Below are 21317 nucleotides of genomic sequence, written 5' to 3' on the forward strand. Positions count from 1 at the left end.
CGCTCTCATTGTCATAGTGCGGCGCTTTTGTATATGGGCGATTCTCTTCACGCTCCTGTGAGACAGCAGTTTGTAGGGTAAATGCCCGATACCGCAACGGGCAGAATAGCAGGATTTTAGTGGGGTGTTAATCTGTTTACAAAAAAGCAACATAAAAAAGTGGCTGAATCGTTACGCATGGTCTATTGCCCTTCGCCTTTTCAGGAAAGAGACATTTTCCCCTGTAACGTTTGCTCACATTATTTCGAACGCTAATCATCACCTGACGGTAGCGATCCCAATATTAGTCAAAAATTAAACTCCCGCCGCCCTATACTCACGCAACACCGCACCCGCTGGCGGCAGGCATAATGACCATGACGATTCTTCAGGAATCGGGAGAGATAAAATGACGTTGCCCTTTAAGCCCCATGTAATTGCGCTGGTATGCAGCGCAGGGTTATTTGCCGCTTCGGGTGTGTTGTATGTAAAAAGCCGCACGCCCGAAGCCCCGCTTCAACCCGCGCCCGTTGCCGTGCAGCCGCCGCCGACCGCCGCCGCGGAACCTGAAGCAAAAGCCGCGTTTACCGCAGCGCAAATCGATCAATGGGTCGCCCCGATAGCGCTCTACCCTGACTCGCTGCTTTCTCAGGTGCTGATGGCCGCCACCTATCCGGCGAACGTGGTTCAGGCGGTGCAGTGGTCGCATGACAACCCAACCCTGCAAGGCGATGCGGCAATACAGGCCGTCTCCGGTCAGCCCTGGGACCCGAGCGTGAAATCACTGGTGGCGTTTCCCCAGTTGATGGCGCTGATGGGCGAAAACCCAACGTGGGTGCAAAACCTTGGCGACGCTTTTCTGGCCCAGCCGCAGGACGTCATGGACGCGGTGCAACGGCTGCGTTTACTGGCGCAGCAAACCGGCTCGCTGAAATCCACGCCGCAGCAAACGGTCAGCAGCACGCCGAAGCAGAGCACCGCAGCTACGCAGGCGACCGCCGCCGCTAACGTACAAAGCACGACGCCGACGGTGATCAAAATTGAGCCCGCCGATCCACAGGTCGTCTATGTTCCCAACTATAATCCCGCGACCGTTTACGGCGCCTGGCCGAACACCGCTTACCCGCCCGTGTATCTGCCGCCGCCTCCCGGACAGCAATTCGCCGACAGTTTCGTGAAAGGCTTTGGTTATAGCCTCGGCGTCGCCACCACCTACGCGTTGTTCAGCAGCATCGACTGGGACGACGATCATCATCACCACGACGATGACCATCACCACCACGATGATAACGACCATCACGGCGGCAATGGCTACCAGCACAACGGGGATAACATCAATATCAATGTGAATAACTTCAATCACATTACCGGGCAAAATCTCAAAGGGCAGACAATGGCCTGGCAGCACAACCCGGCGTATCGCAACGGCTTGCCCTATCAGAACAACGCGGTGTCCCAACGTTTTCATCAAACCGATGTCAGCGGCGGGTTAAGCGCCACTCAACAGACGCCGGCCTCCCGCGACAGCCAGCGCCAGGCGGCGATGGCGCAATTCCAGCAGCATAGCCATGCGTCTCCCGCCACGCGAACCCAACCGCCTGGCGCGACGTCCCGCGATGCCCAGCGCAAAGCGGCCTCGCAGCAGCTAAACCAGATTGCCCAGCGGAATAACTATCGCGGCTACGACACCCGGCAAAACAGCGTTCACAGGGAGTCGGCTCAGTCACATTCACTGTCACAGCAGCAACGGGAAACCGTTCACCAGCGCGTCGCATCCGCCACGCCGCAGCAGCGTCAGACCTTCCGGCAGAACCATGCCAATGTGTTCAGCGGTAACGACAGCCGTTCGCCCTCCTGGCAATCTCAGCAACAGCGCGGCCAGCAGAGTCGTCACGTCGGCAATCTCAATACTGAACAGCGTGCCGCTGCGCGTGAACACCTTTCCGAGCGCCATGAATTTCGCCGTCGTTAACCGGAGTCGATGATGAAAAAAATCCTGTTAAGCACCCTGCTGCTGTCGCTGCCGTTGTTGAGCTACGCGCAACAACGCTTCCCTTCGCCTGACGACGCGGCAACGGCGTTCGCGACCGCAGTCGCCACGCAAAACGAGGTGCAGTTGACTGCGCTATTGGGCGACAACTGGCGACAGTTTCTGCCGCAGGAAGGCGCTGACCCCGAAGCCGTTGCCCGCTTTAACCGCGACTGGAAAATCAGCCACCGTATCGTGCAGCAAGGCGATACCGCGCACCTGAACGTCGGGCGCGACGAGTGGCAACTGCCTGTACCGATGATGAAAGATGCTGATGGCTGGCATTTTGATATGGCGGCCGCACAGGACGAGATCCTCACCCGCGCCATCGGCCGCAATGAACTGTCGGCGATAGAAGCGATGCGCGCCTATGTGGATGCCCAATACGATTACTGGCAACGCAAACAGAGGTTCGCGACAAAACTCATCAGTAGCAAAGGTCAGCAGGATGGACTGTACTGGCCGGCACAACCCGGCGAGATGCCCAGCCCGTTAGGCCCGGCATTCAGTCCTTCGGCACCCGGTGAGGGTTATCACGGCTACCATTTCCGCATTATTCCCGATAGCGAAAAGGACGGTTTCGCCCTGCTGGCCTGGCCGGTAATTTGGGGGAAGACGGGCGTCATGAGCTTTATGGTGAATCAGGACGATAAGGTGTATCAGGCGAACCAGGGAAGAGAGACGGAGAAGAACGTCGCGAAAATCAATAAATTCAATGCCGATGCCCACTGGCAGACCGTTGAGTAAAAGCGGTTGTCAAAGATTACAGGCCGGATAAGGCGTTGATGCCGCCATCCGGCAAAACCCGGGGCAGGATTTGCCCCAATAAAAAAGCGGCCGCTAAGCCGCTTTTTCTTTATCCACTCAGAAGATTATTTCTTCTTCGCTTTCGGGTTCGGCAGGTCGGTGATGCTGCCTTCGAACACTTCGGCTGCCAGGCCAACGGACTCGTGCAGAGTCGGGTGAGCGTGGATAGTCAGCGCGATGTCTTCAGCATCACAGCCCATCTCGATCGCCAGACCGATTTCGCCCAGCAGCTCGCCGCCGTTGGTGCCGACAATCGCACCACCGATAACACGGTGAGACTCTTTGTCGAAAATCAGCTTGGTCATACCGTCTGCGCAGTCAGAAGCGATAGCACGGCCAGACGCTGCCCACGGGAAGGTGGCGGTTTCGTAGCTGATGCCTTTCTCTTTCGCTTCTTTCTCCGTCAGACCTACCCATGCAACTTCTGGCTCAGTGTAGGCGATGGACGGAATAACTTTCGGATCGAAGTAGTGTTTCTTACCGGCGATAACTTCAGCGGCAACGTGACCTTCGTGAACACCTTTGTGCGCCAGCATCGGCTGACCGACGATATCGCCGATAGCAAAGATGTGCGGTACGTTAGTGCGCAGCTGTTTGTCTACGCGGATGAAGCCACGGTCGTCAACTTCTACGCCAGCCTTGCCAGCATCGAGGTTTTTACCGTTCGGCACACGGCCGATAGCCACCAGCACCGCATCGTAACGCTGTGCTTCTGCTGGTGCTTTTTTGCCTTCCATGGAAACGTAAATACCGTCTTCTTTCGCTTCAACGGCAGTCACTTTGGTTTCCAGCATCAGGTTGAATTTCTTGCCGATGCGTTTGGTGAAGACTTTAACGATGTCTTTGTCAGCCGCCGGGATAACCTGGTCGAACATTTCAACCACGTCGATCTCTGAACCCAGCGCATGGTACACCGTACCCATTTCCAGACCGATGATACCGCCGCCCATAACCAGCAGACGTTTCGGTACGGATTTCAGTTCCAGTGCGTCGGTGGAGTCCCAGACGCGCGGATCTTCGTGCGGAATAAACGGCAGTTGGATCGGACGGGAACCTGCTGCAATAATCGCGTTGTCGAAGTTGATCACGGTTTTGCCGTTCTCGCCTTCCACTTCCAGGGTGTTGGCCCCGGTGAATTTACCCAGACCGTTTACCACTTTCACTTTACGGCCTTTCGCCATACCAGCCAGACCGCCGGTCAGCTGAGTGATAACTTTCTCTTTCCAGGTACGAATTTTGTCGATATCGGTTTTCGGCTCGCCAAAAACGATACCGTGTTCAGCCAGTGCTTTGGCTTCTTCGATAACTTTTGCTACGTGCAGAAGAGCTTTAGAAGGGATACAGCCGACGTTCAGACAAACACCGCCGAGGGTGTTGTAACGTTCTACGATTACGGTTTCCAGACCTAAATCAGCGCAACGGAAGGCAGCAGAGTAACCTGCCGGGCCTGCCCCAAGTACCACGACCTGAGTTTTGATTTCAGTACTCATCATGACCTCTTAATTTATTCCCGGCGATCCCTGGTCTTGTCGCCCATCATCCACCGGGTCGTTCTATCCGCCCGTATTTTACAAAATTGTTAACAATTTTGAAACAACAAACGGCAACCGATTTGTCTTTCGCACGATAACCTCACTCACTTCATGAGATTACCAGAAAAAAGCCGGCCGTCAGGCCGACTTTTTTGCTTGCTTACATCACCAGACGGCGAATGTCAGACAGCGTGTTGTTGATGATGGTGATAAAGCGAGCACCATCAGCACCGTCAATCACGCGGTGGTCGAAGGAGAGAGAAATCGGCATCATCAGACGCGGAATAAACTCTTTACCATTCCACACCGGTTCCATTGCGGACTTAGAAACGCCGAGGATAGCCACTTCCGGCGCGTTCACAATCGGCGCGAAGTGGGTGGTGCCCAGGCCGCCGATGCTGGAGATAGTGAAGCAACCGCCCTGCATTTCGCCAGCGGTCAGCTTACCATCACGCGCTTTCTTAGAGATGGTCGTCAGTTCACGGGACAGCTCAGTAATGCTCTTCTTGTTCACATCTTTGAACACCGGAACAACCAGACCGTTCGGCGTGTCGACCGCGACACCAATGTTGATGTACTTCTTCAACGTCAGGCGCTGACCGTCTTCAGACAGAGAGCTGTTGAAGCGCGGCATCTGTTCCAGAGCAGCGGCAACGGCTTTCATGATGAAGACCACTGGCGTGAATTTCACGTCCAGCTTACGTTTTTCAGCTTCCGCATTCTGCTGCTTACGGAACGCTTCCAGATCGGTGATATCCGTTTTGTCGAAGTGCGTAACGTGCGGGATCATCACCCAGTTACGGCTCAGGTTAGCACCAGAGATTTTCTGGATGCGGCCCAGTTCAACTTCTTCCACTTCACCAAACTTGCTGAAGTCCACTTTCGGCCACGGCAGCAGACCTGGCAGAGAACCGCCGGTTGCGCCCGCTGGCGCGGATTCAGCGCGCTTGATAGCGTCTTTCACGTAAGCCTGAACGTCTTCGCGCAGGATACGACCTTTACGGCCAGTGCCCTTCACTTTCGCCAGGTTAACGCCGAACTCGCGCGCCAGGCGGCGAATCAGCGGGGTCGCGTGAACGTAAGCGTCGTTTTCAGCAAACTCAGATTTGCCTTCCGCTTTTGCCGCAGGCGCAGCGGCCGGTTTAGCGGCCTGAGCAGGTGCAGCGGCAGGTGCCGGAGCAGCAGCAGCCGGAGCCGCGGCAGGGGTAGCGCCTTCCACTTCGAAGACCATAATCAGAGAGCCGGTAGACACTTTGTCGCCAACGTTAACTTTCAGCTCTTTAACCACGCCCGCGAACGGCGCCGGCACTTCCATAGAGGCTTTGTCGCCTTCTACGGTGATCAGCGACTGTTCGGCTTCAACTTTATCGCCGACTTTAACCATCACTTCGGTGACTTCAACTTCGTCGCCGCCGATGTCCGGTACGTTAACGTCTTTCGCGCCAGCTGCTGCTGCCGGAGCCGCCGCTGCTGGTGCTGCCGCCTGAGCAGGCGCAGCAGCAGGCGCAGCGCCCGCCACTTCGAAGACCATGATCAGAGAGCCGGTAGACACTTTATCGCCAGCGTTGACTTTGATCTCTTTAACCGTACCCGCGAACGGCGCCGGCACTTCCATAGAGGCTTTGTCGCCTTCTACGGTGATCAGCGACTGCTCAGCCGCAACGGTGTCGCCCACTTTCACCAGGATCTCGGTGACTTCAACTTCGTCGCCGCCGATATCCGGTACGTGTACGTCTTTCGCAGCAGCAGGAGCGGCTGCCGGAGCGGCTTCTTTCTTCTCTTCTGCCGGAGCAGGCGCAGCGTCAGCTGCACCGTCGGCGGAATCGAAAATCATGATAAGTGCGCCCGTCGCGGTTTTGTCGCCAACAGAGACTTTAATCTCTTTAACGACGCCCGCCTGCGGCGATGGAACTTCCATAGAGGCCTTGTCGCCTTCTACGGTGATCAGCGACTGTTCAGCTTCAACTTTGTCGCCCACTTTGACCAGGATTTCGGTGATTTCAACTTCATCAGCCCCAATGTCCGGTACGTTGATTTCGATAGCCATTATTCTTTTACCTCTTACGCCAGACGCGGGTTAACTTTATCTGCATCGATGTTGAATTTGGTGATGGCTTCCGCTACCACTTTCTTATCGATTTCGCCACGTTTAGCCAGCTCGCCCAGAGCCGCAACAACCACATAAGATGCATCCACTTCGAAGTGGTGACGCAGGTTCTCACGGCTGTCAGAGCGGCCGAAACCGTCAGTACCCAGTACGCGGTAATCATCAGCCGGTACATAAGTACGAACCTGCTCGGCGAACAGTTTCATATAGTCAGTCGATGCCACTGCCGGCGCGTCGTTCATTACCTGAGCAATGTACGGAACGCGTGGAGTTTCCAGCGGGTGCAGCATGTTCCAGCGCTCACAATCCTGGCCATCACGCGCCAGTTCAGTGAAGGAGGTGACGCTGTAAACGTCAGAACCTACGCCGTAGTCTTTCGCCAGGATCTCTGCTGCTTCGCGAACGTGACGCAGGATAGAACCGGAGCCCAGCAGCTGAACTTTACCTTTCTTACCTTCGAGGGTTTCGAGTTTGTAGATACCTTTACGGATACCTTCCTCAGCACCTTCCGGCATGGCTGGCATGTGGTAGTTTTCGTTCAGCGTGGTGATGTAGTAGTAAACGTTCTCTTGTTTCTCACCGTACATACGCTCCAGACCATCGTGCATGATGACCGCAACTTCGTACGCGTAAGACGGATCGTAAGAGATACAGTTCGGGATAGTCAGAGACTGAATGTGGCTGTGGCCATCTTCGTGCTGCAAACCTTCGCCGTTCAGCGTCGTACGACCGGAAGTACCACCGATCAGGAAGCCGCGCGCCTGTTGGTCACCTGCTGCCCAGCACAGGTCGCCGATACGCTGGAACCCGAACATGGAGTAGTAGATGTAGAACGGGATCATCGGCAGGTTGTTGGTGCTGTAAGAGGTCGCAGCGGCCAGCCAGGAAGAACCTGCGCCCAGCTCGTTGATGCCTTCCTGCAAAATCTGACCTTTCTCGTCTTCTTTGTAGTAAGCAACCTGCTCACGGTCCTGCGGGGTGTACTGCTGGCCGTTCGGGCTGTAAATACCGATCTGACGGAACAGACCTTCCATACCGAAAGTACGCGCTTCGTCAGCGATGATCGGAACCAGACGATCTTTGATCGACTTGTTCTTCAGCATCACGTTCAGGGCACGAACGAAAGCGATAGTGGTGGAGATCTCTTTGTTCTGCTCTTCCAGCAGCGCGCCGAAGTCTTCCAGGGTCGGCAGTTCCAGCTTCTCAGTGAAGTTCGGCTGGCGGCTCGGCAGGTAGCCGTGCAGCTTCTGACGCTGTGCGTGCAGATAAGTGTGCTCTTCAGAACCTTCCGGGAAGGTAATGTACGGCAGTTTTTCGATGTCAGCATCGGATACCGGCACGTTGAAACGATCGCGGACGTAACGAACGCCGTCCATGTTCATTTTCTTAACCTGGTGCGCGATGTTTTTACCTTCGGCAGTGTCACCCATGCCATAACCTTTGATGGTATGGGCCAGGATTACTGTTGCTTTGCCTTTGGTTTCCTGCGCTTTTTTCAGTGCAGCGTAGACTTTCTTCGGATCGTGACCACCACGGTTCAGTGCCCAGATCTGCTCATCAGTCCAGTCAGCAACCAGGGCTGCGGTTTCTGGATATTTACCGAAGAAGTGCTCACGTACGTAAGCGCCATCTTTGGATTTGAAGGTCTGGTAGTCACCGTCAACGGTTTCGTTCATCAGCTGGATCAGTTTACCGCTGGTGTCTTTACGCAGCAGCTCATCCCAACGACCGCCCCACATCACTTTGATCACGTTCCAGCCAGCGCCGTCAAAGATGCCTTCCAGTTCGTTAACGATCTTGCCGTTACCGGTTACCGGGCCGTCCAGACGTTGCAGGTTACAGTTGATGATGAAGACCAGGTTGTCCAGTTTCTCACGGGTGGCGATGGTGATAGCCCCTTTGGATTCCGGCTCGTCCATCTCGCCGTCGCCCAGGAAAGCGTAAACGGTCTGTTTGGACGTGTCTTTCAGACCACGGTGTTCCAGATATTTCAGGAATTTAGCCTGGTAGATCGCACCGATTGGGCCCAGACCCATAGATACGGTCGGGAACTGCCAGAATTCCGGCATCAGTTTCGGGTGCGGGTAGGAAGAGAGGCCTTTGCCATGAACTTCCTGACGGAAGTTGTCCATCTGCTCTTCAGTCAGACGGCCTTCCAGGAATGCGCGTGCATACACGCCCGGGGAGATGTGGCCCTGGAAGTATACCAGGTCGCCGCCATCCTGCTCATTGCGTGCGCGGAAGAAGTGGTTGAAGCAAACATCATAAACGGTTGCGGAAGACTGGAAGGAAGCCATGTGGCCACCCAGTTCGAGGTCTTTTTTAGACGCACGCAGTACGGTCATGATGGCGTTCCAGCGGATAGCTGAACGGATACGACGCTCCAGTTCCAGATTGCCCGGGTATTCCGGTTCATCTTCAACGGCAATAGTGTTTACATAGTTGCTAGCCCCTGCACCTGCCGCTACTTTCACGCCGCCTTTGCGGGCTTCAGAAAGAAGCTGGTCAATCAGATACTGAGCACGCTCAACACCTTCTTCACGGATGACCGATTCGATCGCCTGTAGCCAGTCGCGAGTTTCGATCGGATCCACGTCATTTGGGAAACGTTCTGACATGGGGGTATTCCTTATCTATCTAATACGTTGATTTGTCTGGAACCTGTCCCATTGAGCTTTCGCCAGAAAGCGCAATAAGACAGGTTCTGCGTTTAGTTGCCGCGCGCTATAATTTGCGCTTGATTTACAACATCTTCTGGTTAACGTTCTGCCAGAAAAATCACTAATTCTTTCGTTGCTCCAGACGGCGTAAGGCGCGTTCACGACGGCTTTCTTCACGGCTTCTGTCCAGGAGAATCTCTTCGATAAACGCCAGGTGACGATGCGACGCTTCACGCGCATCGATCGGGTTACCGGCGATGATCGCTTCAAAAATACGGGTGCGATGACTGCTCACCAGCGGAAGCATCTCCCGGCGCGCATACAGCAATTCAAAGTTCTGACGAACGTTTTGCGCCAGCATCGGCTCCATACACCTTAGCAGATGGAGCAGCACCACATTGTGCGCCGCTTCGGTGACAGCGATTTGATACTGGAGAACCGCGTCGGATTCGGCATCCAGATCGCCGGACTGTTGAGCAAGCTCGATGGCATGATGGAGTTCACGAATGCGGGTTTTGTCTTCATCCGTGCTACGCAATGCCGCGTAATAAGCGGCAATGCCTTCCAGCGCATGGCGCGTCTCAAGCAGGTCAAATTGGGATTCAGGATGATCGGAGAGCAGTTCTACCAGTGGGTCGCTAAAGCTCTGCCACAGACTGCTCTGCACAAAAGTTCCGCCGCCCTGGCGACGAAGCAGCAAACCCTTCGCTTCGAGACGTTGGATCGCCTCGCGTAAAGAGGGGCGGGAGACGTCGAACTGTTTAGCCAGTTCACGTTCCGGTGGGAGTTTTTCGCCGGGGCGCAAAGTCCCCTCAAGAATTAAAAACTCCAGCTGCTGCTCAATCACATCGGATAGTTTTGGTTGGCGGATTTTGCTGTAGGCCATGATTTCCTGTCTTAAGCCATTTGCCCGGAGTCAATTGGTCTTACCAATTTCACGTTCGTGACGCTAAAGTAACAAAGTATTCACCTTCTGTCCATACAGGTTTTGATTGAAATCAGTAAACCACGCACATTTTAACAAGATTACAGAAATAACGTTTCAAAGATGTAACTATGCACAAATGTTAAATTTACTCCCCTGGGAGTAGATTTAACGTAATTGAAACGAGGAAAAATTTTATCTGAACCGATTCAACCGCTTATTTAATGGTTTTATATTCACAAATAATGAATAAATATCTATCAGCTAAAATTTGAGGTGGGAGAGGTGGTATTTACAAATGGTTTCTTTTTATTCAACTCGTCATCGTCCCTTCATAAAGCAGGTGCATTAACGCCCGCATACCATTATTCTTTAGCCGACGAAAGACTTTCGGTAACAATTAAGATTTCATCAGCGTAAACATATTAATACAACAAATGGAATTGCAAACTTACACACGCGTCACTGCGTAGTTCAAAAATAACCACACACGAGGTTTCATGATGGAAGGTCAACAGCATGGCGAGCAGCTAAAGCGCGGTCTTAAAAACCGCCATATCCAGCTAATCGCCCTGGGGGGCGCAATCGGTACCGGGCTGTTTCTGGGCAGCGCATCCGTTATCCAGTCAGCAGGGCCAGGGATTATTCTGGGTTATGCCATCGCGGGCTTTATCGCTTTTCTGATCATGCGTCAGTTAGGTGAAATGGTGGTTGAAGAGCCGGTTGCCGGTTCGTTCAGCCACTTTGCCTATAAATACTGGGGTGGGTTTGCAGGCTTCGCTTCCGGCTGGAACTATTGGGTGCTGTATGTGCTGGTTGCGATGGCGGAACTGACGGCGGTCGGGAAATACATTCAGTTCTGGTGGCCTGAAATCCCCACCTGGGTCTCCGCTGCGGCCTTCTTTGTGCTCATCAACGCCATCAACCTGACCAACGTGAAAGTGTTTGGTGAGATGGAGTTCTGGTTTGCCATCATTAAAGTTATCGCAGTGGTGGCGATGATCCTCTTCGGCGGTTGGCTGCTGTTTAGCGGCAACGGCGGCCCGCAGGCAACCGTGCGTAACCTGTGGGAACAAGGTGGCTTCCTGCCGCATGGTTTCACCGGGCTGGTCATGATGATGGCGATTATCATGTTCTCCTTCGGCGGACTGGAGCTGGTCGGGATCACGGCGGCGGAAGCGGACAACCCGGAGCAAAGCATTCCGAAAGCGACGAACCAGGTTATCTACCGTATTTTGATTTTCTATATTGGTTCGCTGGCGGTGCTGCTTTCTCTGCTGCCGTGGACGCGCGTAACAGCGGATACCAGCCCGTTCGTTCTGATCTTCCACGAACTGGGCGATACCCTCGTAGCCAACGCGCTGAATATCGTGGTACTGACTGCGGCGCTGTCCGTCTATAACAGCTGCGTATACTGCAACAGCCGTATGCTGTTCGGCCTGGCTCAGCAGGGCAACGCGCCGAAAGTGTTTTTAAGCGTGGATAAACGCGGCGTACCGGTGAACACCATTCTGGTTTCCGCACTGGTTACCGCGCTCTGCGTGCTGATTAACTATATGGCGCCGGACTCGGCATTCGGCTTGCTGATGGCGCTGGTGGTCTCTGCTCTGGTGATCAACTGGGCAATGATCAGCCTCGCGCACATAAAGTTCCGTCGCGCCAAACAGCAGCAGGGAGTGAAAACTCGCTTCCCGGCGCTGTTCTACCCGCTGGGTAACTGGGTCTGCCTGCTGTTTATGGCGGCGGTGCTGGTCATTATGCTGATGACGCCAGGCATGGCCATCTCGGTCTACCTGATTCCAGTGTGGATTGTCATTCTGGGCGTTGGCTATCTGTGTAAACAGAAAACCGCAAAAACCGTTAAAGCGCATTAATCCCACAGCCCTCACTCGCAAGAGTGAGGGTTGCAACCTGCCTCACATTTTCCTCTGTATAGCCATTTTATCCATATCAGCGGCGTTATCCTGCAACGCAATTACTTCGCTTGCGCAGAATAATTCTCTACATCATCTGATGGGAGACGTTTCAATGGAAAAGGGTAAGCTGTCGATAAAAGAAAAAATCGGCTATGGCATGGGGGACGCCGGATGCAACATCATCTTTGGCGCCATAATGCTGTTTGTTAACTATTTTTATACAGATATTTTTGGGCTGGCTCCCGCTCTGGTCGGCGTATTACTCCTCTCCGTTCGCGTGATTGATGCCGTTACCGACCCGATTATGGGCGCAATCGCCGATCGTACCCAAAGCAAATACGGGCGATTTCGTCCCTGGCTACTGTGGATTGCCTTCCCTTATGCGCTGTTCAGCATCCTGATGTTCACCACCCCGGAATGGACATATAACAGCAAGGTTATCTATGCGTTTGTCACCTATTTCCTGCTGTCGATTACCTACACCGCCATCAATATTCCCTACTGCTCATTAGGCGGCGTCATCACCAACGATCCGCAAGAGCGCGTGGCCTGCCAGTCATACCGCTTTGTGCTGGTCGGGATTGCCACTCTGCTGTTGTCATTAACGCTGCTGCCGATGGTGGAGTGGTTTGGCGGCGATAATAAAGCCAAAGGCTACCAGATGGCGATGACCGTACTGGCGATTATCGGCATGTGCATGTTCCTGTTCTGCTTTGCCACCGTTCGTGAACGCATTCGTCCCGCCGTTCCTACCCATGATGACATGAAGAACGATTTCAAAGACGTATGGAAAAACGATCAATGGGTGCGCATCCTGCTGCTGACATTGTGCAACGTCTGTCCGGGGTTTATCCGCATGGCGGCAACCATGTATTACGTGACCTGGGTAATGGGACAAAGCACTCACTTCGCTACCCTTTTCATTAGCCTCGGCGTGGTGGGAATGATGATCGGCAGTATGCTGGCGAAAGTGCTGACCGACCGCTGGTGCAAACTGAAGGTCTTCTTCTGGACCAATATCGCGCTGGCGCTGTTCTCCTGCGCCTTTTACTTCTTCGATCCAAAAGCCACTACGCTTATCGTGGTGCTCTACTTCCTGCTTAACATCCTGCATCAGATCCCTTCCCCGTTGCACTGGTCGCTGATGGCAGACGTCGATGACTACGGCGAATGGAAAACCGGCAAGCGCATCACCGGCATCAGCTTTTCCGGCAACCTGTTCTTCCTGAAACTGGGCCTGGCGATTGCCGGAGCAATGGTCGGTTTCCTGTTATCCTGGTATGGCTACGACGCTGGCGCCAAAGCGCAGAGCGACACGGCAATCGGCGGTATTGTTCTGCTCTTCACGGTGATCCCCGGCGTCGGCTATCTGATCACCGCCGGCGTGGTTCGCCTGCTAAAAGTGGATCGCGAACTGATGAAACAGATTCAGAAGGACCTGGAAAAACGCCGCGCCAGCTACCGCGAGCTCAACGATGACCCGCAATTTAACGTCGCTGAAACAGTAAGGAAAGCCTGATGCAAAACTGGCCCAACCCGTTTATTGAACAACGCGCCGATCCGTTTATTCTTCGCGACGGCAACCATTATTACTTTATCGCCTCGGTGCCGGAGTATGACCGGCTGGAGATCCGTCGGGCGAACTCGCTGGAAAACTTACGCACCGCCTCCCCTGTCGTCGTCTGGCGTAAACCTGAAAGCGGCCCGATGTGCGAGCTTATCTGGGCGCCAGAGATTCACCGCATCGACGGCAAGTGGTACATCTATTTCGCCGCCGCGCATACCCAGGCGCTCGACAAACTGGGAATGTTCCAGCACCGCATGTTTGTCCTGGAGTGTACAGATGCCGACCCGCTCAGCGGCGTCTGGGAAGAAAAAGGTCAGATCAAAACACCATTTGATACCTTCGCGCTGGATGCCACGACTTTTAGCCATCAGGGAAAACAGTGGTATTTGTGGGCGCAGAAAGCGCCGGATATCGCCGGAAATTCCAATATCTATCTTGCCGGGCTGGAAAATCCGTGGACGATCAAAGGCGCGCCGGTGATGCTCAGCAAGCCGGAATATGACTGGGAGTGTCGGGGTTTTCGCGTCAATGAAGGGCCTGCGGTTATCACGCACGGCGATAAGCTGTTTATCAGCTATTCCGCCAGCGCCACCGACGAAAACTACTGTATGGGTCTGCTGTGGATTGATATGCATGCCGATCCGCAAAATCCGGCAAACTGGCACAAATCACCGCGTCCGGTCTTTACCACCAGCAATGAAAACCGCCAGTATGGGCCAGGGCACAACAGCTTTACCCAAACGCCGGAAGGCGATGATGTACTGGTCTACCATGCACGAAATTATACGGAGATTGAAGGCGATCCGCTGTACGATCCGAACCGTCATACCCGCCTGAAGCTGATTCGCTGGGACGAAAACGGAATGCCAGATTTTGGCATCCCGCCTGCGGATACCGTCTGAGCACGTTGCCCGGCGGCGCTGCGCTTACCGGGCCTACAGTCCGTGCAAACGTAGGCCGGATAAGCGCAGCGCCATCCGGCAAAACGACATTACACCAGCGCTCCGTAAATGGTCAGAAGTGCGATCGCCACCACCACCACCAGAGACGTTTTCTTCGCCATTGAGACAGCGGCTTTCGGCGTTTCGACCTTATCCGTGTGCGGCTCGCGGGCCAGTGAGAACTGCGCCAGACGCGTCAACACCTGGTACTGAGACGTGCGCAGATCCGCCAGCGAAACAAACCAGGCGGGCAGCGCCTTCTCGCCATGCCCCAGCAGCGCATAAACCACGCCAGCCAGACGCACCGGAATCCAGTCCAGAACATGAAGAATCGCGTCAATGCCGGACTGCAAACGTTGATGCGGCGTTTGATAACGCGCCAGCCAGGACTGCCAGGCGCGCAGAAACGCATAGCCGACCAGCGTCACCGGCCCCCACGGGCCGCCGACAATAAACCAGAACAGCGGCGCCAGATAGAAGCGGAAATTTATCCAGAGCAGCGCATTTTGCAGCTCGCGCAAAAACTCCCGTTCATTGCAGTCTGGCGGCACGCCGTGGATCAGCGTCAGTTCGTTAGCCATCGCTTCACGGGCATGGGCATCATTACGGGAAGCTGCGTTCAGGTACGCGTGATAATGCAGACGAACCTTCCCTGCACCAATACACAACACACCAATCAGTATCCAGACCACCAGCGTGGGAGCGTTAAACAGTAAACCTTCCAGCGCACGCAGCAGCAGGAACGTCACCGCCATCGCAACAATCGTCATCCCCAACGTACGCACCATCGAAAAATGCGTCGTCCGGCGGAACAGGACCTCCAGTCGGTGGTCGAGATGCCAGTGCTCACCCAGCTTGAACAGGCGCTCAACAATCAGCACCAGTAATGTCGTAAACAGCGTCATGTCATCTCCTTGTGTGACGAGGCGGTGACCAGCGCGCGAAACTTCGCCCAGTCGAAAGACGGACCGGGATCGGTTTTACGCTCAGGCGCAATATTGCAGTGTCCGGTCATGTTGTCGGCTATCGCCGGGTAAAGCGCAATCAGCGTGCGCGTCACGGCGGCCAGTTGCTGATACTGCGCATCGGTATAAGCCAGCGTGTCCGTTCCCTCCAGCTCTATACCAATGGAAAAATCATTACAGCGCTCACGCCCCTGATAGTTCGACACGCCCGCATGCCAGGCACGTTTATCGAAAGGGACATACTGCACAATTTCGCCATCGCGGCGAATCAGACAATGTGCCGAAACGCGCAAATGGGCAATCTCGGCAAAAAAAGGATGGGCAGCGGGATCGAGTGTTCCGGTGAATAGCGCATCAATCCACGGACCGCCAAACTCGCCTGGCGGCAGGCTGATATTGTGCACCACCAGCAAAGAAGGGGTTTCGTCATCCGGGCGGCAGTCAAAATGGGGAGAGGGGACGCGTCGCGCCTCCGCCAGCCAGCCCTTGTCTAACAGCATACAGAACCTCCTTTTATATGGTGCAGTTATCCGGTTCAGAGTAGCATGTTTCTACCTTATGATTCGTTACCAATTTGGAGTTTTATCATGCCGCCTCGCCGCTACAACCCCGACTACCGACGTGACGCGCTGTTGGAACGCATAAATCTGGATATCCCCACCGCTGTCGCCCAGGCGCTGCGTGAAGATTTAGGCGGAGAAGTTGACGCAAATAACGATATTACCGCGCAGCTTTTACCGGAGAACACCCGTTCTCACGCCACGGTGATTACCCGTGAAGATGGCGTATTCTGCGGAAAACGTTGGGTAGAAGAGGTCTTTATTCAACTGGCCGGCGATGATGTCAGCATCACCTGGCGCGTACAGGACGGCGACAGCATTAAAACCAACCAGCCGCTGTTTGAACTGGACGGCCCGTCTCGCATCCTGCTGACCGGCGAGCGCACCGCGTTGAACTTTGTTCAGACGCTTTCCGGCGTCGCAAGCGAAGTCCGTAAATACGTTGATTTACTGGCGGGGACAAAAACGCAACTGCTGGACACCCGCAAAACCCTGCCGGGTCTGCGAACCGCATTAAAATACGCCGTATTGTGCGGCGGCGGCGCGAATCACCGTCTGGGGCTTTCCGACGCCTTTCTGATTAAAGAGAACCACATCATCGCTTCCGGCTCAGTGCGCCAGGCGGTCGAGAAAGCCTTCTGGCTGCATCCTGATGTGCCGGTTGAAGTTGAAGTTGAGAATCTGGATGAGCTGGACGACGCGCTGAAAGCGGGCGCAGACATCATCATGCTGGATAACTTCGAAACGGATCAGATGCGTGAAGCGGTGAAACGCACCAACGGACAGGCGCGGCTGGAAGTTTCCGGCAATGTCACTGATGAAACCCTGCGCGAATTTGCCGAAACCGGCGTGGATTTTATCTCCGTTGGCGCGTTGACCAAACATGTGAGAGCGCTCGATCTCTCCATGCGTTTTCGCTAACGCCGAATTGTCATGCCCGATGGCGCTTTGCTTATCGGGCCTACAAATGATGTAAATCCGTAGGCCGGATAAGGCGTTTACGCCGCCATCCGGCACATTTTTTCGGGCGGCCTCGCAAACCTGCTGCCTTGCTATGCAACCCGCTAACAATCTTCTGAATCCCCTTTCCCGTTTCGATTTTTACCACTCGCGGATCATATCCTGCGTTTGCCAAAGTAGCGCCTGTTAACTCAAGGAGCAGACAATGGACAAACAACGCGGATTTACGCTTATCGAACTGATGGTGGTGATCGGCATTATCGCCATCCTGAGCGCCATCGGCATTCCGGCCTACCAGAACTACCTGCGCAAAGCCGCACTGACGGATATGTTGCAGACATTCGTTCCCTACCGTACCGCCGTCGAACTCTGCGCGCTGGAACACGGCGGCATTGCAACCTGCGACGCCAGCAGCAACGGCATCCCCTCTCCGACCACCACCCGCTACATCTCTGGCATGAGCATAGAAAAAGGCGTGGTAATGCTCACCGGGCAGGAGAGCCTCAACGGTCTGAGCATCACCATGACGCCCAACTGGGATAACGCCAACGGCATCACCGGCTGGACGCGCAGTTGCAACATCCAGAGCGACAGCGCGCTGCAACAGGCCTGTGAAGATGTTTTCCGCTTTGACGCCAGCTAAGGAGAAAGCAATGAACATCACGCAACTTACGGCGCTGTGCCTGCGTCATCAGGGAATATTGCTCGATGCCGATAACGAGGTGGTTCACGTCGCGGTCATAGATTCACCGTCCCATGAACTGCTGGACGCCCTGCACTTTGCCACAACAAAGCGGATCGACATTGTCTGCTGGACTCGTCAGCAGATGGAAGGCCATATGCATAAGCCGCGGAAAATGCTCCCGGCCGTCATCGCCGACGATAGCCGCACGGCGGCGGAACTTTTGCAGCAGACGCTGGAATCCGCGCTGGCAAAACGCGCTTCCGACATCCACATTGAACCTGCGGAAAACCACTACCGAATCAGGCTGCGCGTGGATGGCGTACTTCATGCCTTGCCCGGCGTGTCATCTGTCACCGGCGCGGCACTGACGGCAAGGTTAAAGGTACTGGGCAATCTGGATATTGCCGAACATCGACTCCCGCAAGACGGGCAATTTACCGTGACGCTTGCGGGCAATGCGGTTTCATTTCGTGTCGCGGTCCTCCCCTGCCGGGACGGTGAGAAAGTGGTGCTGCGGTTACTTCACCAGGTCGAGCAGGCGCTTGATCTCAACGCGTTAGGCATGCCTGATACGCAACTCGCCCTGTTCATGCAGGCGCTACGGCAACCGCAGGGGCTGGTTCTGGTGACTGGCCCTACCGGCAGTGGAAAAACCATAACACTCTACAGAGCGCTACAGGCGCGCAACACCCAGGATGTGAATCTCTGTAGCGTAGAAGACCCGGTCGAAATCCCTGTCGAGGGCCTTAATCAGACACAAATTCATCCGCGCGCCGGACTTACCTTTCAGAGCGTATTACGCGCGCTGCTGCGTCAGGACCCCGACATTATAATGGTGGGCGAAATCCGTGATGGCGAAACGGCAGAAATTGCGATTAAAGCCGCGCAAACCGGCCACCTGGTGCTGTCTACGCTGCATACTAACTCCACCAGTGAAACACTGATACGTTTACAGCAGATGGGCGTCGCGCGTTGGATGATCTCATCCGCCCTGACGCTGGTCGTCGCCCAGCGACTGGTCAGAAAATTATGTCCGTACTGCCGCCATCTTGCCGCAGAGCCTGTCTCGCTTCCCGCCGCGCTATGGCCTACCACGCTTCCCCGCTGGCAAGCGCCCGGTTGCGAACGTTGCTACCACGGATTTTATGGGCGTACCGCGCTCTTCGAGGTTTTGCCTGTTACGCCCGCATTGCGACAGTTGCTTATCAACAATGCAACCGTTGAGGCGCTGGAGTCCTGCGCCCGACAGGAAGGGATGAGTACGCTTTTTGAGAACGGCTGTCATGCGGTTGAACAAGGATTGACGACCTTTGAAGAACTCCTGCGCGTTCTGGGGCTACCTCATGTCAGCTAAACAGCTTTGGCGCTGGCAAGGGATTAACGCCACGGGCCATTCGGAAGAAGGGGCCTTATGGGCTGACGATCGTGCCGCACTGCTCGTTGCTCTGGAACATCAGCACATCATGCCGATACGCGCAAAACGCTTGAGCGTTAAAGCGGCACACTGGCGCGCAGAGCAAAGCGCGGAGATCATCCACCAACTGGCGACGCTTCTCAAAGCGGGGCTTACGCTTTCCGAAGGACTGACGTTGCTTGCCGGGCAGCATCCCAGTAGACAATGGCAGGCGCTGCTGCAAACGCTGGCCCATAACCTGGAGCAAGGCGCCCCGCTTTCTTCCGCGCTGGCGCAATGGCCGCAGGTCTTTCCTCCACTCTATCAGGCGATGATCCGTACCGGGGAACTTACCGGAAAACTCGATGAATGCTGCTTTGAGCTGGCGCGTCAGCAAAATGCCCAAAAACAGCTTGCTGACAAAGTCAAAAAAGCGCTGCGTTATCCCATCATAATTCTGACGATGGCCGTGATGGTTGTTTTCGCCATGCTGCACTTTGTCCTGCCAGAGTTTGCCGCTATCTACCGGACATTCAATACGCCGTTACCGGCACTGACGCAGGGCATCATCACACTGGCGCAGTGGAGTGCCCAATGGGGCTGGCTGATAGCGCTGCCCGGTATCGCAACGGGGGTAATCTACGGTTTAATAATAAAAAAACCGTACTGGCAGATTCAACGCCAGCGTCTTCTGCTGCGCTGTCCCGTTATTGCACGCCTGGTCAGAGGCCAAAAACTCACGCAGATTTTCACCATCCTGGCATTAACGCAACGCGCCGGAATTCCCTTTTCACAAGGGCTGGAAAGTGTCGCAGAAACCCTGAATTGCCCTTACTGGTCTCAGCGTTTAGCTCAGGTTCATCGCGATATTCATGCCGGAAAACCGGTCTGGCAGGCGCTTAAAAATGCCGGTGAGTTCAGCCCATTGTGCATACAGTTGGTCATGACTGGTGAAACTTCCGGCGCGCTGGATGCAATGTTGCATAACCTTGCCCGGCACCACGGTGAGAATACGCTATCGCTGGCGGATAACCTGGCGGCGCTACTGGAACCCGCCTTGCTTGTTATCACAGGGGTCATTATTGGTACGTTGGTCGTGGCAATGTATTTGCCCGTTTTCCATCTGGGGGATGCGATGAGCGGTATGGGATAATGCTGGCGCATTGTGCTGCGCCAGCGCAGGGGATTACAGGCTATTGAAAATACGGTTTTCTTGTTCCTGTACCCGAATAAACGTCGTGCGTTTCGTCAGCTCTTTCAGACGGGAGGCGCCAACGTAGGTACAGGCTGAACGCAGACCGCCGAGGATATCACGCGCGGTGTATTCCACCGGGCCACGCAGCGGCAGCTTAACGGTTTTCCCTTCTGCTGCACGATATTGCGCAACGCCGCCAACGTGACGGGTCATAGCGGATTCAGAACTCATGCCATAGAACAGCATAAATTTCTCGCCATTCTCTTCAACAATTTTACCGCCGCTTTCTTCATGGCCTGCCAGCATACCGCCCAGCATCACGAAATCCGCGCCGCCGCCGAACGCTTTTGCGACATCGCCAGGCATGGTGCATCCGCCATCGCTGACAATCATACCGCCCAGACCATGCGCGGCATCGGCGCATTCAATCACCGCAGAAAGCTGCGGATAGCCCACGCCGGTTTTCACACGCGTGGTACATACGGAGCCAGGACCAATCCCGACTTTTACAATATCCGCGCCGGAGAGAACCAACTCTTCACACATTTCACCGGTCACCACGTTACCGGCACAAATGGTTTTTCTCGGCCATGCTTCACGCGCCTTTGAAACAAACTGCACGAAGTGTTCGGAGTAACCATTTGCCACATCAATACAAACAAAGTTCAGTGCCGGGCTCTGCGCCAGAATCTGTTTGGTTTTTTCGAAATCAGCATCGGAGGTGCCTGTTGAAACCATCACATGCCTGAGAACATCCTCAGAGGCGGTACTGGTGAAGGCGTTCCAGTCCTCAACGGAATAGTGCTTATGTACGGCAGTCAGAATGTCGAACGATGCCAGAGCGCTTGCCATCTCGAAAGTCCCGACGGTGTCCATATTTGCCGCGATAATCGGCACGCCGGACCAGGTCTGACCTGAATGTTTAAAGGTGAATTGACGTTCCAGTTCAACATCAGAACGACTTTTGAGGGTAGAGCGTTTAGGGCGGATAAGAACGTCTTTGAAACCTAATTTCAGATCTTCTTCGATACGCATGTGCGGATTCCTGGGGTTAATGGCAAAAAAGCGAAACTCACAACTCCAGTGACGTTATCAT

Annotated in this window: 16 protein-coding genes; 9 read left to right on the forward strand and 7 right to left on the reverse strand. The window is 54.7% G+C overall.

Translation table 11 applies throughout. The features are described 5' to 3' along the window. Positions 1-388 precede the first annotated feature (388 nt). Together OGV50_RS14155 and OGV50_RS14160 are read left to right on the forward strand one after the other, a co-directional pair. On the forward strand, positions 389-1951 hold the full coding sequence (locus tag OGV50_RS14155; RefSeq protein WP_200091424.1) for a DUF3300 domain-containing protein: 1563 nt from the start codon (positions 389-391) through the stop codon (positions 1949-1951). Positions 1952-1963: 12 nt separating this feature from the next. Further along, the gene (locus tag OGV50_RS14160) at positions 1964-2755 is read left to right on the forward strand and encodes a DUF2950 family protein (RefSeq protein ID WP_286488632.1); all 792 of its coding nucleotides are present in this window, start codon (positions 1964-1966) and stop codon (positions 2753-2755) included. 125 nt (positions 2756-2880) lie between these two features. Here the strand turns inward: OGV50_RS14160 and lpdA are convergent, their stop codons facing one another. From lpdA to pdhR, 4 genes are all read right to left on the reverse strand, one after another. Continuing rightward, positions 2881-4305: a dihydrolipoyl dehydrogenase gene (gene lpdA / locus OGV50_RS14165; protein WP_047463778.1), complete on the reverse strand. Its 1425-nt coding sequence runs from the start codon at positions 4303-4305 to the stop codon at positions 2881-2883. 202 nt (positions 4306-4507) lie between these two features. Further along, the gene (gene aceF, locus OGV50_RS14170) at positions 4508-6394 is read right to left on the reverse strand and encodes a pyruvate dehydrogenase complex dihydrolipoyllysine-residue acetyltransferase (RefSeq protein WP_200091422.1); all 1887 of its coding nucleotides are present in this window, start codon (positions 6392-6394) and stop codon (positions 4508-4510) included. 14 nt (positions 6395-6408) lie between these two features. Further along, positions 6409-9072, reverse strand: coding sequence for a pyruvate dehydrogenase (acetyl-transferring), homodimeric type (gene aceE, locus OGV50_RS14175; RefSeq protein ID WP_012134048.1), 2664 nt, complete (start codon positions 9070-9072; stop codon positions 6409-6411). A gap of 163 nt (positions 9073-9235) precedes the next feature. Beyond that, positions 9236-10000 carry a pyruvate dehydrogenase complex transcriptional repressor PdhR gene (gene pdhR / locus OGV50_RS14180; protein WP_012134049.1) on the reverse strand — a complete coding sequence of 255 codons (765 nt, stop codon included), beginning with the start codon at positions 9998-10000 and terminating at the stop codon, positions 9236-9238. Between the two features lie 539 nt (positions 10001-10539). On the opposite strand from pdhR, the gene aroP reads away from it, so the two are divergent. The 3 genes from aroP (at position 10540) to OGV50_RS14195 (ending at position 14424) form a co-directional block, all read left to right on the forward strand. Next, entirely contained in the window at positions 10540-11913 is a 1374-nt protein-coding gene (gene aroP, locus OGV50_RS14185; RefSeq protein ID WP_012134051.1) for an aromatic amino acid transporter AroP, read from the forward strand. Between the two features lie 154 nt (positions 11914-12067). Further along, the gene (locus OGV50_RS14190; RefSeq protein ID WP_101744240.1) at positions 12068-13474 is read left to right on the forward strand and encodes a glycoside-pentoside-hexuronide (GPH):cation symporter; all 1407 of its coding nucleotides are present in this window, start codon (positions 12068-12070) and stop codon (positions 13472-13474) included. Then, positions 13474-14424, forward strand: coding sequence for a glycoside hydrolase family 43 protein (locus OGV50_RS14195; protein WP_049008867.1), 951 nt, complete (start codon positions 13474-13476; stop codon positions 14422-14424). The genes OGV50_RS14190 and OGV50_RS14195 overlap by 1 nt, the downstream gene beginning before the upstream one ends. 89 nt (positions 14425-14513) lie before the next feature. Here the strand turns inward: OGV50_RS14195 and ampE are convergent, their stop codons facing one another. Both ampE and ampD read right to left on the reverse strand, forming a co-directional pair. Then, complete coding sequence (ampE, locus tag OGV50_RS14200) at positions 14514-15368, reverse strand: beta-lactamase regulator AmpE (protein WP_049008868.1); 855 nt, start codon at positions 15366-15368, stop codon at positions 14514-14516. Continuing rightward, positions 15365-15928: a 1,6-anhydro-N-acetylmuramyl-L-alanine amidase AmpD gene (ampD, locus tag OGV50_RS14205; protein WP_012134055.1), complete on the reverse strand. Its 564-nt coding sequence runs from the start codon at positions 15926-15928 to the stop codon at positions 15365-15367. The genes ampE and ampD overlap by 4 nt, the downstream gene beginning before the upstream one ends. 87 nt (positions 15929-16015) lie before the next feature. On the opposite strand from ampD, the gene nadC reads away from it, so the two are divergent. From nadC to hofC, 4 genes are all read left to right on the forward strand, one after another. Then, complete coding sequence (gene nadC / locus OGV50_RS14210) at positions 16016-16909, forward strand: carboxylating nicotinate-nucleotide diphosphorylase (protein WP_104869076.1); 894 nt, start codon at positions 16016-16018, stop codon at positions 16907-16909. Positions 16910-17153: 244 nt separating this feature from the next. Then, the gene (ppdD, locus tag OGV50_RS14215; protein WP_130028342.1) at positions 17154-17591 is read left to right on the forward strand and encodes a prepilin peptidase-dependent pilin; all 438 of its coding nucleotides are present in this window, start codon (positions 17154-17156) and stop codon (positions 17589-17591) included. A gap of 10 nt (positions 17592-17601) precedes the next feature. Then, positions 17602-18987 carry a type II secretion system protein GspE gene (gene gspE, locus OGV50_RS14220; protein ID WP_286488596.1) on the forward strand — a complete coding sequence of 462 codons (1386 nt, stop codon included), beginning with the start codon at positions 17602-17604 and terminating at the stop codon, positions 18985-18987. Then, positions 18977-20179: a protein transport protein HofC gene (gene hofC, locus OGV50_RS14225; RefSeq protein ID WP_286488597.1), complete on the forward strand. Its 1203-nt coding sequence runs from the start codon at positions 18977-18979 to the stop codon at positions 20177-20179. Before gspE ends, hofC begins: the two co-directional genes overlap by 11 nt. Positions 20180-20212: 33 nt before the next feature. Here hofC and OGV50_RS14230 read toward each other — a convergent pair whose 3' ends face one another. Continuing rightward, positions 20213-21256: a GMP reductase gene (locus OGV50_RS14230; protein ID WP_275155266.1), complete on the reverse strand. Its 1044-nt coding sequence runs from the start codon at positions 21254-21256 to the stop codon at positions 20213-20215. Positions 21257-21317 lie beyond the last annotated feature (61 nt).

This window comes from Citrobacter sp. CK180 (genome assembly GCF_030333655.1).
GTDB classification, from domain to species: Bacteria; Pseudomonadota; Gammaproteobacteria; order Enterobacterales; family Enterobacteriaceae; genus Citrobacter_B; species Citrobacter_B koseri.

Bases quoted from the DNA above. Each gene is read 5' to 3' on its own strand.
- ampD (WP_012134055.1), bottom strand. From the start codon at position 15,928: ATGCTGTTAGACAAGGGCTGGCTGGCGGAGGCGCGACGCGTCCCCTCT.
- aceE (WP_012134048.1), bottom strand. From the start codon at position 9,072: ATGTCAGAACGTTTCCCAAATGACGTGGATCCGATCGAAACTCGCGAC.
- ppdD (WP_130028342.1), top strand. From the start codon at position 17,154: ATGGACAAACAACGCGGATTTACGCTTATCGAACTGATGGTGGTGATC.
- aroP (WP_012134051.1), top strand. From the start codon at position 10,540: ATGATGGAAGGTCAACAGCATGGCGAGCAGCTAAAGCGCGGTCTTAAA.
- OGV50_RS14230 (WP_275155266.1), bottom strand. From the start codon at position 21,256: ATGCGTATCGAAGAAGATCTGAAATTAGGTTTCAAAGACGTTCTTATC.
- OGV50_RS14190 (WP_101744240.1), top strand. From the start codon at position 12,068: ATGGAAAAGGGTAAGCTGTCGATAAAAGAAAAAATCGGCTATGGCATG.
- gspE (WP_286488596.1), top strand. From the start codon at position 17,602: ATGAACATCACGCAACTTACGGCGCTGTGCCTGCGTCATCAGGGAATA.
- lpdA (WP_047463778.1), bottom strand. From the start codon at position 4,305: ATGAGTACTGAAATCAAAACTCAGGTCGTGGTACTTGGGGCAGGCCCG.
- hofC (WP_286488597.1), top strand. From the start codon at position 18,977: ATGTCAGCTAAACAGCTTTGGCGCTGGCAAGGGATTAACGCCACGGGC.
- pdhR (WP_012134049.1), bottom strand. From the start codon at position 10,000: ATGGCCTACAGCAAAATCCGCCAACCAAAACTATCCGATGTGATTGAG.
- OGV50_RS14155 (WP_200091424.1), top strand. From the start codon at position 389: ATGACGTTGCCCTTTAAGCCCCATGTAATTGCGCTGGTATGCAGCGCA.
- ampE (WP_049008868.1), bottom strand. From the start codon at position 15,368: ATGACGCTGTTTACGACATTACTGGTGCTGATTGTTGAGCGCCTGTTC.
- OGV50_RS14160 (WP_286488632.1), top strand. From the start codon at position 1,964: ATGAAAAAAATCCTGTTAAGCACCCTGCTGCTGTCGCTGCCGTTGTTG.
- nadC (WP_104869076.1), top strand. From the start codon at position 16,016: ATGCCGCCTCGCCGCTACAACCCCGACTACCGACGTGACGCGCTGTTG.
- OGV50_RS14195 (WP_049008867.1), top strand. From the start codon at position 13,474: ATGCAAAACTGGCCCAACCCGTTTATTGAACAACGCGCCGATCCGTTT.
- aceF (WP_200091422.1), bottom strand. From the start codon at position 6,394: ATGGCTATCGAAATCAACGTACCGGACATTGGGGCTGATGAAGTTGAA.